The sequence below is a fragment of the Klebsiella sp. GW_Kp181 genome, from assembly GCF_040062315.1.
Taxonomy (GTDB): Bacteria; Pseudomonadota; Gammaproteobacteria; order Enterobacterales; family Enterobacteriaceae; genus Klebsiella; species Klebsiella oxytoca.
This window is the reverse complement of the sequence record NZ_JBEAFR010000043.1, coordinates 51,393-66,373: the sequence shown is the minus strand read 5'-3', so window position 1 is coordinate 66,373 and position 14,981 is coordinate 51,393. Positions and strand designations below refer to the sequence as shown.

General features: G+C 56.1%; 12 protein-coding genes and 4 tRNA genes. 11 read left to right on the top strand and 5 right to left on the bottom strand.

What is annotated here, in order from left to right:
• Nucleotide 1: 1 nt before the first annotated feature.
• The 9 genes from wzxE to ABLV11_RS07865 all read left to right on the top strand — a co-directional run bounded on the left by wzxE (nucleotide 2) and on the right by ABLV11_RS07865 (nucleotide 6,581).
• The gene (gene wzxE / locus ABLV11_RS07905; RefSeq protein WP_126489628.1) at nucleotides 2-1,252 is read left to right on the top strand and encodes a lipid III flippase WzxE; all 1,251 of its coding nucleotides are present in this window, start codon (nucleotides 2-4) and stop codon (nucleotides 1,250-1,252) included.
• The gene (locus ABLV11_RS07900; protein ID WP_126489627.1) at nucleotides 1,249-2,328 is read left to right on the top strand and encodes a TDP-N-acetylfucosamine:lipid II N-acetylfucosaminyltransferase; all 1,080 of its coding nucleotides are present in this window, start codon (nucleotides 1,249-1,251) and stop codon (nucleotides 2,326-2,328) included. The genes wzxE and ABLV11_RS07900 overlap by 4 nt, the downstream gene beginning before the upstream one ends.
• A complete protein-coding gene (gene wzyE / locus ABLV11_RS07895) occupies nucleotides 2,325-3,671 on the top strand; it encodes an ECA oligosaccharide polymerase (RefSeq protein WP_004116984.1) in 1,347 nt (448 codons plus the stop codon). The genes ABLV11_RS07900 and wzyE overlap by 4 nt, the downstream gene beginning before the upstream one ends.
• An 11-nt stretch (nucleotides 3,672-3,682) precedes the next feature.
• Nucleotides 3,683-4,423, top strand: coding sequence for a lipopolysaccharide N-acetylmannosaminouronosyltransferase (gene wecG / locus ABLV11_RS07890; protein WP_004107669.1), 741 nt, complete (start codon nucleotides 3,683-3,685; stop codon nucleotides 4,421-4,423).
• A gap of 231 nt (nucleotides 4,424-4,654) precedes the next feature.
• Nucleotides 4,655-6,037 carry an amino acid permease gene (locus ABLV11_RS07885; RefSeq protein WP_126489626.1) on the top strand — a complete coding sequence of 461 codons (1,383 nt, stop codon included), beginning with the start codon at nucleotides 4,655-4,657 and terminating at the stop codon, nucleotides 6,035-6,037.
• A gap of 105 nt (nucleotides 6,038-6,142) precedes the next feature.
• Nucleotides 6,143-6,219, top strand: a tRNA-Arg gene (locus tag ABLV11_RS07880).
• 55 nt (nucleotides 6,220-6,274) lie between these two features.
• A tRNA-His gene (locus ABLV11_RS07875) sits at nucleotides 6,275-6,350 on the top strand.
• Nucleotides 6,351-6,372: 22 nt separating this feature from the next.
• Nucleotides 6,373-6,459, top strand: a tRNA-Leu gene (locus tag ABLV11_RS07870).
• A gap of 45 nt (nucleotides 6,460-6,504) precedes the next feature.
• Nucleotides 6,505-6,581, top strand: a tRNA-Pro gene (locus ABLV11_RS07865).
• A 582-nt stretch (nucleotides 6,582-7,163) separates the two neighbouring features.
• On the opposite strand, the gene hemY is transcribed toward ABLV11_RS07865, so the two are convergent.
• From hemY to hemC, 4 genes are read right to left on the bottom strand one after another with little or no spacing between them, the layout of a single operon-like run.
• Nucleotides 7,164-8,360 carry a protoheme IX biogenesis protein HemY gene (gene hemY, locus ABLV11_RS07860; RefSeq protein WP_004107671.1) on the bottom strand — a complete coding sequence of 399 codons (1,197 nt, stop codon included), beginning with the start codon at nucleotides 8,358-8,360 and terminating at the stop codon, nucleotides 7,164-7,166.
• Between the two features lie 3 nt (nucleotides 8,361-8,363).
• The gene (gene hemX, locus ABLV11_RS07855) at nucleotides 8,364-9,554 is read right to left on the bottom strand and encodes a uroporphyrinogen-III C-methyltransferase (protein WP_004107672.1); all 1,191 of its coding nucleotides are present in this window, start codon (nucleotides 9,552-9,554) and stop codon (nucleotides 8,364-8,366) included.
• Nucleotides 9,555-9,575: 21 nt separating this feature from the next.
• Nucleotides 9,576-10,316: a uroporphyrinogen-III synthase gene (gene hemD / locus ABLV11_RS07850; protein ID WP_004107673.1), complete on the bottom strand. Its 741-nt coding sequence runs from the start codon at nucleotides 10,314-10,316 to the stop codon at nucleotides 9,576-9,578.
• Nucleotides 10,313-11,254, bottom strand: coding sequence for a hydroxymethylbilane synthase (hemC, locus tag ABLV11_RS07845; RefSeq protein ID WP_016808212.1), 942 nt, complete (start codon nucleotides 11,252-11,254; stop codon nucleotides 10,313-10,315). The genes hemD and hemC overlap by 4 nt, the downstream gene beginning before the upstream one ends.
• Before the next feature lie 346 nt (nucleotides 11,255-11,600).
• Here hemC and cyaA point away from each other — a divergent pair, with 346 nt between their 5' ends.
• Nucleotides 11,601-14,147, top strand: coding sequence for a class I adenylate cyclase (gene cyaA, locus ABLV11_RS07840; RefSeq protein ID WP_126489625.1), 2,547 nt, complete (start codon nucleotides 11,601-11,603; stop codon nucleotides 14,145-14,147).
• 156 nt (nucleotides 14,148-14,303) lie between these two features.
• Here cyaA and cyaY read toward each other — a convergent pair whose 3' ends face one another.
• The gene (gene cyaY / locus ABLV11_RS07835) at nucleotides 14,304-14,624 is read right to left on the bottom strand and encodes an iron donor protein CyaY (RefSeq protein ID WP_004107678.1); all 321 of its coding nucleotides are present in this window, start codon (nucleotides 14,622-14,624) and stop codon (nucleotides 14,304-14,306) included.
• Nucleotides 14,625-14,762: 138 nt separating this feature from the next.
• On the opposite strand from cyaY, the gene ABLV11_RS07830 reads away from it, so the two are divergent.
• On the top strand, nucleotides 14,763-14,966 hold the full coding sequence (locus tag ABLV11_RS07830; protein ID WP_016808214.1) for a lipoprotein: 204 nt from the start codon (nucleotides 14,763-14,765) through the stop codon (nucleotides 14,964-14,966).
• Nucleotides 14,967-14,981: the final 15 nt, after the last annotated feature.

Here is a 14,981-nt window from a genome sequence, read left to right as displayed (position 1 = left end):
TATGTCGCTGGCTAAAGCTTCTCTGTGGACCGCAGCGTCCACGCTGGTCAAAATCGGCGCCGGTCTGCTGGTAGTTAAACTGCTGGCGGTGTCGTTCGGCCCGGCAGGCGTGGGGCAAGCGGGCAACTTCCGCCAGCTGGTGACCGTGCTTGGCGTGCTGGCGGGGGCCGGAATCTTTAACGGCGTCACGAAGCTGGTAGCCCAGCATCATGACGATCGCCGGCAGTTGCACAACGTCGTCGGCACCGCTTCAGCGATGGTGCTGGGGTTCTCCACCCTGCTGGCGCTGATATTCCTGCTGACGGCGGCGCCGATAAGCCAGGGTCTGTTCGGTCATCAGCATTATCAGAATCTGGTACGGCTGGTAGCGCTGGTACAGACGGGCATTGCCTGGGCGAACTTCCTGTTAGCGCTGATGAAGGGGTTTCGCGATGCGGCGGGCAATGCGCTGTCGCTTATCGCCGGGAGCCTGATTGGCGTGGCGGCGTACTATGCCTGCTACCGTTTCGGCGGCTATCAGGGCGCATTGCTGGGACTGGCGCTGGTACCTGCGCTGGTGGTCGTGCCGGCGGCTATCGTACTGTGGCGACGCGGCAATATACCGCTGAGCGCGCTGCGTCCGCGCTGGGACAACGGCCTCGCAGGGCAGCTGTCGAAATTTACCCTGATGGCGCTGATTACTTCGGTGACGCTGCCGGTAGCCTACGTGATGATGCGTAACCTGCTGGCGGCCCACTATGGCTGGGACGCGGTGGGGATCTGGCAGGGGGTAAGCAGCATCTCCGACGCCTATTTACAGTTTATTACCGCATCATTTAGCGTTTATCTGTTACCGACATTGTCCCGCTTGACGGCGAAAGCGGATATCACCCGTGAGATTGGCAAATCGTTAAAATTTGTTCTCCCGGCGGTAGCTGCAGCCAGCCTGACCGTATGGCTGCTGCGCGATTTCGCTATCTGGCTGCTGTTTTCCGACCGCTTTACGGCAATGCGCGATCTGTTTGCCTGGCAGTTGGTGGGCGATGTGTTGAAGGTCGGGGCATATGTTTATGGCTATCTGGTGATCGCCAAAGCCTCGCTGCGTTTTTATATTCTGACGGAAATCAGCCAGTTCACGCTGTTGACCGCATTCTCGCACTGGCTTATACCGGCGCACGGCGCTATCGGCGCGGCGCAGGCGTATATGGCTACTTATATTGTTTATTTCGCCCTCTGTAGCGGCGTGTTTTTACTTTGGCGTAAACGGGCATGACAGCACTGATACATGTACTGGGATCGGATATCCCGCACCACAACCAGACCGTTCTGCGGTTCTTTAATGATGAGCTGGCCGTCAATGACGAGCAGGCTCGCCTGTTTATGGTCGTCGGTGATGCGACAGGAATTCGCGAAGCGTACCCCGCGCTCTCCATCAGCTGCTATCCGGGGAAGAAGTCGCTGGCAAAGGCGGTTATCGCGCTGGCAAAGGCGAACCGGCAGCAGCGCTTTTTCTTTCACGGCCAGTTTAATACCGGCCTGTGGCTGGCGCTGCTCAGCGGGGGGATCCGCCCGGCGCAGTTTAACTGGCACATCTGGGGCGCGGATCTGTATGAGAATTCCGCCAGCCTGAAGTTTCGCTTGTTTTATCCGCTGCGGCGCCTGGCGCAGGGGCGGGTAGGGCGCGTCTTTGCGACCCGCGGCGATCTCAGTTGGTTCGCCGCCCGGCATTCGGGCGTGCCGGGCGAACTGCTCTATTTCCCGACCCGCATGGATCCGGCGCTGAACTCGCTTGCTGAAAGCGCGCCGCGCGGCGAGACGCTGACTATCCTGGTGGGGAATTCCGGCGACCGCAGCAACGAGCATATCGCCGCGCTGCGCGCGATTCATCAGCAGTTTGGCGATACGGTCAACGTTGTCGTGCCGATGGGTTATCCGGCCAATAATAGCGACTACATAAATGAAGTTCGCGCGGCCGGCGAGGCGCTGTTCAGCCCGCCGCATCTTCAGGTACTGGGCGATAAGCTGGCGTTTGATGACTATCTGGCCCTGCTGCGCCGCTGCGATCTTGGCTACTTCCTGTTTGCCCGCCAGCAGGGGATCGGCACGCTGTGTCTGCTGATTCAGGCGGGGATCCCCTGCGTACTGAACCGGGAGAATCCCTTCTGGCAGGATATGTCGGAGCAGCATATTCCGGTACTCTTTACCAGCGATACGCTGGACGCGGCCGTGGTGCGTGAAGCGCAGCGCCAGCTGGCCGGCGTGGATAAGAATCAGATTGCCTTTTTCCGTCCTAATTACCTGACGGGCTGGCGACGGGCGTTGCGGATTGCCGCGGGGGTGGATGCATGACATTAATGCAATTTAGCGGACTGCTGCTGGTTTGGCTGCTGTCGACGCTTTTTATCGCCACCGCCACCTGGTTTGAATTTCGTCGGGTGCGCTTCAACTTCAACGTCTTTTTCTCGCTGCTGTTTCTGCTGACCTTTTTCTTTGGCTTTCCGCTGACCAGTATTCTGGTGTTTCGCTTCGACGTGGCGGTCGCCCCGCCGGAAATTCTGTTGCAAACTCTGCTGGTTTCCGTCTGTTTTTATGCGGTTTACTACGTGACTTATAAAACGCGGCTACGCTCGGCGGCGCAGAGCCATCAGCATCGTCCGCTGTTTACGATGAACCGCGTGGAGACCCATCTGGCCTGGGGGATTTTGCTGGGACTGGCGCTGCTCTGCGTCGGGATCTTCTTTGCGCATAACGGCTTTCTGTTATTCAAGCTCAACTCCTATAGCCAGATCTTCTCCAGCGAAGTTTCCGGCGTGGCGCTAAAGCGTTTCTTCTACTTTTTCATTCCGGCAATGCTGGTGGTCTATTTTCTGCGTCAGGATTATAAAGCGTGGATATTCTTCCTCGTCAGCACCGTCGCATTTGGTCTGCTGACTTACGCCATCGTTGGCGGGACCCGGGCGAATATCATCATTGCGTTTGCCATCTTCCTGTTTATTGGCATCATTCGCGGCTGGATAAGCCTGTGGATGCTGGCGGCGGCGGGCGTACTGGGCATCGTCGGCATGTTCTGGCTGGCGCTCAAACGCTACGGAATGAACGTCAGCGGCGATGAAGCGTTTTATACTTTCCTCTATCTGACCCGCGATACCTTCTCGCCGTGGGAGAACCTGGCTCTGCTGCTGCAAAATTACGACAAGATTGAGTTTCAGGGCCTGGCGCCAATCGTCCGCGATTTCTATGTTTTTATCCCCAGCTGGTTGTGGCACGGTCGACCGACAATGGTGCTCAATACCGCGAACTATTTCACCTGGGAAGTGCTGAATAACCATTCTGGCCTGGCGATTTCGCCAACCCTGATTGGCTCGCTGGTGGTGATGGGGGGCGTCTGGTTCGTGCCGCTGGGCGCGGTAGCGGTTGGGCTGATTATTAAATGGTTTGACTGGCTGTACGAGCTTGGCAACCGGGAAACGAACCGCTATAAAGCGGCGATCCTGCACAGTTTCTGTTTTGGCGCTATCTTCAACATGATCGTGCTGGCGCGTGAAGGGCTGGATTCCTTTGGCTCTCGCGTGGTTTTTTTCCTCGTTATCTTTGGGATCTGCCTACTGGCGGCGAAACTGCTGTACTGGTTCCTCGATAGCGTCGGGCTGATTCATAAGCGGGCTAAACCGCTGACGCAACCTCAAGTCTGATAAGGGTGTACATGACTGAGACTACATCCGCGCCGTTGTACCTGCTGAGAGGGTTGCAACTCATTGGTTGGCGCGATATGCAACATGCTCTGGACTATCTGTATGCCGATGGCGAGATCCGTACGGGTACGCTGGTGGCGATTAATGCAGAGAAGATGCTGGCGGTAGAGGATAACCCCGAAGTTCGGGCGCTGATCGAAGCCGCAGAGTTTAAATATGCTGACGGCATCAGCGTGGTGCGCTCATTACGTAAAAAATATCCTCAGGCGCAGGTATCGCGCGTCGCCGGGGCTGATTTATGGGAAGCACTGATGGCGCGCGCTGGCGCTCAGGGAACGCCGGTATTTCTGATCGGCGGTAAGCCCGAAGTGCTGGCGCAGACGGAACAGCAGCTTCGCCAGCGCTGGAACGTAAACATCGTCGGCAGCCAGGACGGCTATTTCGCTGCTGACCAGCGTCAGGCGCTGTTTGAACGTATTCGCGATAGCGGGGCGAAGATCGTCACCGTGGCGATGGGGTCGCCGCGTCAGGAGATCCTGATGCGCGATTGCCGGGAAGTTTATCCGCAGGCGCTTTATATGGGCGTAGGCGGAACCTATGATGTCTTTACCGGCCATGTTCAGCGAGCGCCGAAGTTCTGGCAGGACCTGGGGCTGGAGTGGTTTTATCGCCTGGTTTCGCAGCCGAGCCGAATAAAAAGGCAGGCGCGTCTGCTGCGCTATTTACGCTGGTATTATACCGATAAGCTTTGATATTCCACTGCGAGCGGGCGGGTTTACCTGGATATTCTGTGTAATGTCTTCACTCGCCTGATACTTTATTTGCCATTTCCCTCAAATTCATTAACCATTCGCATGCTTAAAACGCGACGGTCAGGTTTACCGTCGCGCAGGCAGGGCTATTCGTTCATAAAAATAACCGGCATAAGCCCATCTCGCCTGGGATGCGCTTAAATCCGGAGCAGGGCAAACACAAGAGGCTATATGACTGAGAAAAAAGCGGAACTTCAGCGGGGACTGGAGGCGCGGCACATTGAGCTAATCGCCCTTGGCGGCACGATTGGCGTGGGACTATTTATGGGGGCGGCAAGTACGCTGAAGTGGGCCGGACCTTCGGTTCTGCTGGCGTATATTATCGCGGGGCTCTTCGTCTTCTTTATTATGCGTTCGATGGGCGAAATGCTGTACCTCGAACCGGTTACCGGCTCGTTCGCTGTTTATGCGCACCGCTATATGAGCCCGTTTTTTGGCTATCTGACCGCCTGGTCCTACTGGTTTATGTGGATGGCGGTCGGGATATCGGAGATTACGGCGATCGGGGTCTATGTCCAGTTCTGGTTCCCGGAGATGGCGCAGTGGATACCGGCGCTTATCGCGGTTGGGCTGGTCGCGCTGGCGAATCTGGCGGCGGTACGTCTGTACGGCGAAATTGAATTCTGGTTTGCCATGATTAAAGTGACCACCATTATTGTCATGATCGTGGTGGGGCTGGGCGTCATCTTCTTTGGCTTTGGCAACGGCGGACACTCCATTGGCTTTAGCAATCTGACCGAGCACGGCGGTTTCTTTGCCGGCGGCTGGAAGGGCTTTCTGACGGCGCTATGCATCGTGGTCGCTTCCTATCAGGGCGTCGAGCTTATCGGGATCACCGCCGGTGAAGCGAAAAATCCGCAGGTCACTCTGCGTAGCGCGGTCGGCAAAGTGCTGTGGCGAATCCTGATTTTCTATGTCGGGGCGATTTTTGTGATCGTCACTATTTTCCCGTGGGATCAGATAGGCTCCAACGGCAGTCCGTTCGTGCTGACCTTTGCCAAAATCGGTATCACCGCAGCGGCAGGGATTATCAACTTTGTGGTGCTGACGGCGGCGCTTTCCGGTTGTAACAGCGGAATGTATAGCTGTGGACGGATGCTCTACGCGCTGGCAAAAAATCGCCAGCTGCCTGCGGCCATCGCCAGAGTTTCGCGCAACGGCGTGCCGTCGGCGGGCGTGGCGCTGTCGATCCTGATTCTGCTGGTCGGTTCGTGCCTGAACTACATTATTCCTAATCCACAGCGGGTATTTGTTTACGTCTACAGCGCCAGCGTGCTGCCGGGAATGGTGCCATGGTTCGTAATTCTGATTAGCCAGCTACGTTTTCGTCTGGTACATAAAGAAGCGATGGCCAGCCATCCTTTCCGCTCGCTGCTATTCCCGTGGGCAAACTATTTAACCATGGCGTTCCTGGTTTGCGTGCTGATAGGGATGGGATTTAACGACGATACGCGTATGTCGCTCTTTGTCGGAATTATTTTCCTCGCCGCCGTGACGCTTATTTATAAGGTATTTGGCCTTGGTCGACGCGGAAATGTTGATAATGTGGCGTAATAAGCGACAAAACGCACAAAGCATGAGCAAACGATAATTTTCTTTTAAAAGGCACTAGACAGCGGGGTAGGAAGTCCGTATTATCCGACCCCGCAACGGCGCTAAGCGCCCGTAGCTCAGCTGGATAGAGCGCTGCCCTCCGGAGGCAGAGGTCTCAGGTTCGAATCCTGTCGGGCGCACCATTTACCCGGTGCTGGAGCTGCGGTGGTTTCAATACCGCGTAAAAGATTTGCAGTGGTGGCTATAGCTCAGTTGGTAGAGCCCTGGATTGTGATTCCAGTTGTCGTGGGTTCGAATCCCATTAGCCACCCCATTATTTAGAAAGTTGTGAAATTGCGAAGGTGGCGGAATTGGTAGACGCGCTAGCTTCAGGTGTTAGTGTTCTTACGGACGTGGGGGTTCAAGTCCCCCCCCTCGCACCACGACTTTATAAAGAATTGAACTAAAAATTCAAAAAAGCAGTACATCGGCGAGTAGCGCAGCTTGGTAGCGCAACTGGTTTGGGACCAGTGGGTCGGAGGTTCGAATCCTCTCTCGCCGACCAATTTTGAACCCCGCTTCGGCGGGGTTTTTTGTTTTCTGATTCTGCAAAAAAACGTTTATCTCCCTGATATCGCAAACAATACTTCGTTAACCCTGACGTCATTTATTGTCCAGAATAGTCCCAATTCTTTGTTCAGATAGATGCATCTTCTCCAGATCCTGTGCGATAATAATCGGGTAGATGCTCATTCCATCTCTTATGTTCGCCTTAGTGCCTCATAAACTCAGGAATGATGCAGAGCCGTTTTACGGTGCTTATCGTCCACTGACAGATGTCGCATTTTATATGCTAAATCATTCATGATGTGTCGAGACGGCCAGCATGGGAATCCCCAGGAGCTTACAAAGGTATGTGACTGGAGTGAGCGTGTGCAGCTAACGAAGAGACAGCGTGAAGGATGAAGCATATAGCCTCATCAAACACCATGGACACTACGTTGAGTGAAGCACCCAATTTGTTGTCAAACAGACCTGTTTTAACGCCTGCCCTGGTTTCAGAGCAGGCGTTTTTTTCTTTTCGGAGCGGGAAACGTTCAGGCGGGAGAGGAAGTGATTCTCGCCCCCGGCGGAGGCGAGAGTGACATTACTGCTGCGGATTGTTTTGCAGGGTTAACAGCAGGCCGTCGCGACGCATCGTCGCCGCTTCTTCCGGCTGATGCAGGCGGTCAAGAGTATCCGCAAGCCATGCGTAGTCAAACGCATCCGGGCGCTGCTTGAGGGCTGCGCGGAACGCGATGCTGGCCTCCTGCCACTCACCGTGGCGCATCAGCGATTGCCCCAGCGTACTCCACAGCAGCGGACGATCGCCGACCGTTTTAAGCTGCTGACGCAGCACTTTTTCCAGCTGCTCAGGGTTATTGGTTTTCAGCCGCGGAATCGGCATAACCAGACGGTCGTCATAGTGCTTTTTCAGACCTTCGATAATAATCTGCTGCGCGGTATCATGATCGTCGCTTTCGATAAGACGATTCGCCATCGCCACCTGTAGCGCCACCTGGCTGCGGGTTTTACGGCTCTGGCTTTTCCACCAGTCGCGCAAACCTTCGCTACCGCCGTCGGCCAGCGTTTTATCCATCAGACCAATCCACGCCAGCTGTTCCAGCTCAGCGCGATGCTCTTCATCGCTGACGTTGGCTTTCGCCATTGACGGAATGATATCCAGCAGCGAATTCCAGGCGCCGGTACGGATGTAGGCCTGCTCGGCAAGGCGCAGAACCTCCGGATGACGCGGCGTGATCTCCAGCAGCCTGTCAATACCGTGGCGGGCGGCGTGGTTTTCATTACGCGCCAGCTGCAGACGTACGCGGGTTATTTCGACAGGGATCAGATCGTCACCGGCTAATTCAGCAGCGCGCTCCAGATGTTGGTTAGCGCGAGCTTCATCTCCACGCTGCTGGGCGGCTTCCGCTGCCAGCAGGTAGTTCACAACGGGCTGTTCAGCGTGATCGGCATTTTTCGCCATCAGCTTCTCAACCTGCTGGTAATCACCTTCCGCCAGCTTCAGCAGCGCCTGCTCGGTTTGCTTACGGGCGCGACGACGCTTACGGCCAACGAACCAGCCGCGGGTGTGCGCGCCGGTGCGGAAAATCCGCCGCAGTAGCCACTCAATGGCAAACAGTACCACCATGGTGAGGATCAGGATGATCGCAAGCCCGGTCACGCTGGTTTCAATATTGTAGTTATCGGTCTGGATTAGCACGTAGCCCTGATGACCCGCGATCATCGGCCCGACCACAATCCCGGCAAGCAGCAGCGCGAAGAGTAAGAGAATTTTCAACATGCGTTACTCTCCTTGTGGCGCAGGCGTTGGCGCGTGGGCTGCAGGTGCAGGGGCAGGTGCCGGCGCGCTGGTCTGGGGTTCAGCCGGCTGCGCCATCAGATTACGCACTCGCGTCTGCATTAGTTTCTCAAGCAGCGCCTGGCTTTGCAGGTTTTCCGGTACGTTCATGGTGATGCTTTGCTGGCTGAGCTTATCCACATCCTCAAGGAAGGCTTTGGTGGTGGCGTCTTCCGTGTCGTAGTAAGCGCGAACCCAGGTCGAGACGTTATCCAGAGCCTGTTTGTAGGTTTCTTCCTGATGACGAGGGACGGCCTGCGCTGCGACCAGCAGACGGGAGCGAATATTTTCGCGCAGGTAGACGTCCTGGTTCGGCGCCAGCAGCGGCACGGCGGTTTCATCACGGCGGCGAACGGTAATAAAGCTGTCCATAAAGTTCTGCCAGCTTTTTTGCAGGTTTACACGCCATTCGGTAATGGAGCTGGATAGCTCATCGCTATCGGAATCCATCGGCGTGTCGTCATCGTTGTTGTCCGCCAGACGGAGATTATCGATCTGGTTGGCGAGCTGGTTCACCTTCAGAATGATGCCGTCGTAGTCGACCTGACTCACGGCAGAAAGCGAGGCAATATCGTCGGTAATGGCGCGACGCGCGGCGATCAGGCTCGGATCGTTCATATCGGCGAGGCTGGCGTCGGCGCTTTTCAGCAGCGCGGCAGCGGTCGTTACGTCCTGATCGCTCCACAGCTTACGTCCGGCCAGTTTCACGAGGAAATCCGCCTGCGCGAGCAGCCAGGTTTTTGCGTCGCTGCCGGAAATAACCGCAACCTTCTCCTGAACTTCTTCCAGCTTCTTCGCCAGAGCCTCCTGCTGACGCTGCGCTTCCGTCAACTGGTCGGCCTGCTGCTTAATAATGCCTTCGAGTTCGCTTTTTTGGCTTTCCTGGGCTTTTTGCAGCGCGGCGATCTGGCTGGATAGCCCGGCGCTGGCTTCGCTCTGGCGGGTTGCCTGGGTCTTCGTCAGGCCATAAAGACCTATGCCAGCGGCGAGGGCGATAGCAATAGCTATTGCGCTCAGCGCGAGGCTGGTTTTACTGCCGCCGTTTTTCTTTTCTACGTTATTTTCTGGCTGTGACGTCGTGTCCACGGCCTCCCTGGTCTCTTCAACCACGGCGGATTGATTCTGTTGTTCCGTCATTATGGCTTCCAATGTTGAGAGTTATTGTAATGCGCGTAGCAGCGCATCGTTGTCGGCGCTATCGGCAACCTGGATATCCTGCCAGCCCAATTCTCTGGCCTGCTCGGCCAGACGTTCACTGACAACTAAAATGCGACAGCTCAGGAGCCAACGTTCGCGATACCACTGTGGTATCAGCGTCCAGAGCTGCTGCAGCATCTCGCCGCTGGTAATGACCAGCGTTGAAATACCGCGAGACTGCCAGCGCATTGCTTCTTCTGCGCCATCATAGTGCCTTGCACTACGTTGATAACATTCACAAAAAGTGACATCAGCACCGCGTTCTCGAAGCGTATCACCGAGTAATTCCCGCCCGCCGTTACCGCGCAGGATGAGCGCTCTTTTCCCCGCAATGTTTTGTAATTCAGGTAATTGTAGCAAGACTTCGCTGATTTCCCGATCTAACGGATAGCGAACATGACGATTGCTGACTTTATGCAGGGCCAGCGCGGTGGTGCGGCCAATGGCAAAATAGTCAGGCGCCGAAGGCCAGCGCAGCCTTTGCTGCTGGAGGCGAGAGTGGGCAAACTCAACGGCGTGCTGGGACAGTGCGAAGAGCAAATCGCCAGCCGCGAGGTTTTCCAGCTGGCCGCCCAGCTCAGGAAGCTGACGTCCAGGGGTAAATTCAATGAGCGGAAAGCTCCAGGCCACGCGCCCCAGCGCGCGCAGGCGGCTGACTAACTCTTCGCCTTGCGGCAGCGGACGGGTGACCAGGATACTCATTGTGGACCTTCTCCTGCATAGACGACGGCAAGTATGTCGCGAGCGCCGTTATTCAGAAGCTCTTCGGCAAGAGAGACGCCGAGCGTTTCTGCCTCTTCCGCACGGCCGCGCCGCTCGCCGCGCACCATTTGTGAGCCATCCGGCGCGCCAACCAGCGCGCGCAGCCATAGCTCACCGTCGATCAGTTCGGCATAGCTGCCGATTGGCACCTGACAGCCGCCTTCCAGCCGGGTGTTCATCGCCCGTTCAGCGCGTACGCGTATGGCCGTTTCCGTATGATTCAACGGGGCCAGTAGCGCTTTGGTCCATTCGTCGTCAAGGCGGCACTCGATGCCGACCGCGCCCTGGCCAACGGCGGGCAGCGATTGCTCCGGCGATAGCGGTTGACGAATACGCGCCTCCAGGTTCAGGCGTTTAAGCCCTGCGGCGGCAAGAATAATGGCGTCATACTCGCCGCTATCAAGCTTGCCCAGACGCGTGCCTACGTTGCCGCGCAGGGAGCGGATCGTGAGATCCGGCCGCGCTGCGGCCAACTGACACTGACGGCGTAAACTTGACGTGCCAACGATGCTGCCGTGCGGCAGTTCATCAATGGAAGCGTAGTGGTTTGAGACAAACGCATCGCGCGGATCTTCACGCTCGCAGATGGTCACCAGCCCAAGCCCTGCGGGAAACTCCACCGGTACGTCTTTCATCGAATGGACGGCGATGTCGGCGCGGCCTTCCAGCATCGCCAGCTCTAACTCTTTCACAAACAGACCCTTACCGCCCACTTTTGCAAGGGGCGTATCAAGGATCACGTCGCCGCGGGTGACCATAGGCACCAGTTCAACGGAAAGCCCCGGGTGGCAGGACTCCAGACGCTCTTTCACATAATGTGCCTGCCATAGCGCAAGCGGGCTTTGCCGTGTGGCAATTCTCAAAACTTTGTCTAACATGCTTGTTACCGTCATTGTCGACCACTAACCATCCTAACATTGTTGTCTTAGGGATGTTAGTTTTGTGGGGTTAAGGGTCGCGGCCATCTTTTTAGCCTTTCATGCGTTTGCGGGTTGCCGCAAACGTAGTGAAGAATTTACACGTAGTAAAGGGTGCTACACTTGTATGTAGCGCATCTTTCTTTACGGTCAATCAGCAAGGTGTTAGATTGATCACGTTTTAAACCATTTGTCAGTCAGCAGTTCACCACAACCACACCGACGACGAATGGTGACGGTTTTTGTTGAAATACTGAAACTCTCCGTACTATTGTACGTCGGGTTTTTGAACATCAGGCGATATGTCTTGTACCTCTATATTGAGACACTGAAACAGAGACTGGATGCCATCAACCAATTGCGCGTGGATCGCGCCCTTGCTGCCATGGGACCCGCTTTCCAGCAGGTTTACAGTCTACTGCCGACATTACTACATTATCATCATCCGCTGATGCCGGGTTACCTTGACGGTAACGTTCCCCGTGGCATTTGCCTCTACACGCCTGATGAAACCCAACGTCACTATCTTGATGAGCTCGAGCTCAACCGTGGCATGCTGGCCAAGGAGCCGCCGAAAGGCGAGCTGCCGATCACTGGCCTTTACTCTATGGGCAGCACATCTTCCGTCGGCCAAAGCTGTTCGTCTGACCTGGATATCTGGGTTTGCCACCAGTCCTGGCTGGACACTGAAGAGCGTCAGCTGCTGCAGCGTAAATGTAGCCTGCTGGAGAGCTGGGCGGCATCGCTGGGCGTCGAGGTCAGCTTCTTCCTGATCGACGAAAACCGCTTCCGCCATAACGAAAGCGGTAGCCTGGGCGGCGAAGACTGCGGCTCCACCCAGCATATCCTGCTGCTGGATGAGTTTTACCGTACCGCGGTGCGCCTTGCCGGCAAACGTATTCTGTGGAATATGGTGCCGTGCGATGAAGAAGAGCATTACGACGATTACGTCATGAGCCTCTACGCGCAGGGCGTACTGACGCCGAATGAATGGCTGGATCTCGGCGGCCTGAGCTCTCTGTCGGCCGAAGAGTACTTCGGCGCCAGCCTCTGGCAACTGTATAAAAGCATCGACTCGCCCTATAAGGCCGTGCTGAAAACGCTGCTGCTGGAAGCGTACTCCTGGGAGTACCCCAATAACCGCCTGCTGGCGAAAGATATCAAACAGCGTCTGCATGACGGTGAAATCGTTTCGTTTGGCCTCGATCCTTACTGCATGATGCTGGAGCGCGTGACGCTCTATCTGCAGGCCATCGAAGATGAAACGCGCCTCGATCTGGTGCGTCGATGTTTCTATTTAAAAGTCTGCGAGAAGCTGAGCCGCGAGCGCGCCTGCGTCGGCTGGCGTCGCGAAGTCGTCAGTCACCTGGTGAAAGAGTGGGGCTGGGATGAAAAGCGTCTGATGATGCTCGACAACCGGGCCAACTGGAAGATCGACGAAGTCCGTAAAGCGCACAACGAACTGCTTGATGCGATGATGCAGAGCTATCGTAACCTGATTCGTTTTGCGCGCCGCAATAACCTGAGCGTTTCCGCCAGCCCGCAGGATATTGGCGTGCTGACGCGTAAGCTGTACGCCGCCTTTGAAGCGCTGCCGGGGAAAGTCACCCTGGTAAACCCGCAAATTTCACCGGATCTGTCTGAGCCGAATCTGACCTTTATCCACGTGCCGCCGGGCCGCGCCAACCGCACCGGTTGGTATGTCTATAACCGGGCGCCGGACATGGAATCGATCATCAGCCATCAGCCGCTGGAATATAACCGTTATCTTAATAAGCTGGTGGCCTGGGCCTGGTTTAACGGCCTGTTGACGTCACGTACGCGCCTGTTTATTAAGGGCAACGGCATTGTCGATCTGGCGAAGCTGCAGGAGATGGTGGCCGATGTGGCGCATCACTTCCCGCTGCGCCTGCCTTCTCCGACGCCGAAAGCGCTGTACAGTCCGTGCGAAATCCGCCATCTGGCGATTATCGTCAACCTGGAATATGACCCGACGGCGGCCTTCCGCAATCAGGTGGTGCATTTTGACTTCCGCAAGCTGGATGTTTTCAGCTTCGGCGAAGAGCAAAAGTGCCTGATTGGCAGCATCGACCTGCTGTACCGCAACTCGTGGAACGAGGTGCGTACGCTGCACTTTAACGGCGAGCAGGCGATGATCGAAGCGCTGAAAACCATTCTTGGCAAGATGCACCAGGACGCCGCACCGCCGGATAGCGTGGAGGTTTTCTGCTATAGCCAGCATCTGCGCGGTCTGATCCGCACTCGCGTACAGCAGCTGGTGTCTGAATGCGTTGAGCTGCGTCTTTCCAGCACCCGTCAGGATACCGGCCGCTTTAAAGCGCTACGCGTTTCCGGGCAGACCTGGGGGCTGTTCTTCGAGCGTCTTAACGTTTCGGTTCAGAAACTGGAAAACGCCATCGAATTCTATGGCGCGATTTCGCATAACAAATTGCACGGGCTGTCGGTGCAGGTGGAAACTAACCACGTCAGGCTGCCGCAGGTAGTGGACGGCTTTGCCAGCGAAGGGATTATTCAGTTCTTCTTCGAAGATGCGGATAACGATAACGGTTTTAACATCTATATCCTCGATGAGAGCAACCGCGCCGAGGTGTATCACCACTGCGAAGGTAGCAAAGAGGAGCTGGTGCGCGACGTCAGCCGCTTCTACTCTTCATCCCATGACCGCTTTACCTACGGTTCCAGCTTTATCAACTTTAACCTGCCGCAGTTTTATCAAATCGTCGACGTTGACGGTCGTGAGCAGGTGATTCCGTTCCGCAGCCAGGTGATTGCCGCCGCCGCTTCAGCCGGTCAGGATGCTGCCTCATCGCCGATGCTACAGCACTACTCCTGAGCCTGAACTGCGGGCCTTGAGGGTGTGATGGGTTTGAAATCTTCTACGAGTGGACTTGCCGGGGGCGCTGCGCTTGCCCGGGCTACAGGGCGATAGGGATTTTTGTAGCCCGGATAAGGCGTTAGCCGCAATCCGGGGAAATCGAATCACGCTCTCTTAGCGAAAACTCACCGCTTCACCGGCCTGCATGGTCGCCGCCTGTTCCAGCAGATCCCAGAAGGTTTCGCCGCTGCGGTCGCATACCCACTCGTCGCCTTTTAAGTCGAAATGGTAGCCGCCTTGTTTCGTTGCCAGCCACACCTGGTGTAGCGGTTCCTGACGGTTGATAATAATCTTGCTGCCGTTTTCAAAACTAATAGTCAGCACGCCGCCGTTGATTTCACAGTCGATATCGCTGTCGCCGTCCCAGTCGTCAAGGCGTTCTTCGATGGTCATCCACAGGGTATCGGCCAGGCGATGGAATTCACTGTCGTTCATGGTTCTTTCCCGCTTTTTTGATAGTGGCGGCAGTATAGCGCGAAACAAAAGCGCGCGCAGTGGGATGCTAAACGCTTGCTTTTACGTCTTCTCCTGCGATGATAGAAAGCAGTAAGAATGAATCACGGGCAACTATCCATGAAAAACGTTTTCCCAGCGCTTGCCGTTTTATTAGCGGTTCTCAGCCTTAGCGGCTGTGGTCTGAAAGGGCCGCTTTACTTCCCGCCGGCGGATAAAACGGCGCCTCCGCCGACTAAGCCGGTTGATAGCGGTATCCAGAGCTCTACGCCGGATCGTAACGATCGCGGCGATAGCGGTGGCCCGACCCAGGTGAATTACTGACAGTTCCGCGCAGCT

What these genes read in the sequence shown, in the direction of transcription:
- wzxE (WP_126489628.1), top strand. Translation starts at nt 2, where the DNA reads ATGTCGCTGGCTAAAGCTTCTCTGTGGACCGCAGCGTCCACGCTGGTC.
- ABLV11_RS07900 (WP_126489627.1), top strand. Translation starts at nt 1,249, where the DNA reads ATGACAGCACTGATACATGTACTGGGATCGGATATCCCGCACCACAAC.
- wzyE (WP_004116984.1), top strand. Translation starts at nt 2,325, where the DNA reads ATGACATTAATGCAATTTAGCGGACTGCTGCTGGTTTGGCTGCTGTCG.
- wecG (WP_004107669.1), top strand. Translation starts at nt 3,683, where the DNA reads ATGACTGAGACTACATCCGCGCCGTTGTACCTGCTGAGAGGGTTGCAA.
- ABLV11_RS07885 (WP_126489626.1), top strand. Translation starts at nt 4,655, where the DNA reads ATGACTGAGAAAAAAGCGGAACTTCAGCGGGGACTGGAGGCGCGGCAC.
- hemY (WP_004107671.1), bottom strand. Translation starts at nt 8,360, where the DNA reads ATGTTGAAAATTCTCTTACTCTTCGCGCTGCTGCTTGCCGGGATTGTG.
- hemX (WP_004107672.1), bottom strand. Translation starts at nt 9,554, where the DNA reads ATGACGGAACAACAGAATCAATCCGCCGTGGTTGAAGAGACCAGGGAG.
- hemD (WP_004107673.1), bottom strand. Translation starts at nt 10,316, where the DNA reads ATGAGTATCCTGGTCACCCGTCCGCTGCCGCAAGGCGAAGAGTTAGTC.
- hemC (WP_016808212.1), bottom strand. Translation starts at nt 11,254, where the DNA reads ATGTTAGACAAAGTTTTGAGAATTGCCACACGGCAAAGCCCGCTTGCG.
- cyaY (WP_004107678.1), bottom strand. Translation starts at nt 14,624, where the DNA reads ATGAACGACAGTGAATTCCATCGCCTGGCCGATACCCTGTGGATGACC.
- ABLV11_RS07830 (WP_016808214.1), top strand. Translation starts at nt 14,763, where the DNA reads ATGAAAAACGTTTTCCCAGCGCTTGCCGTTTTATTAGCGGTTCTCAGC.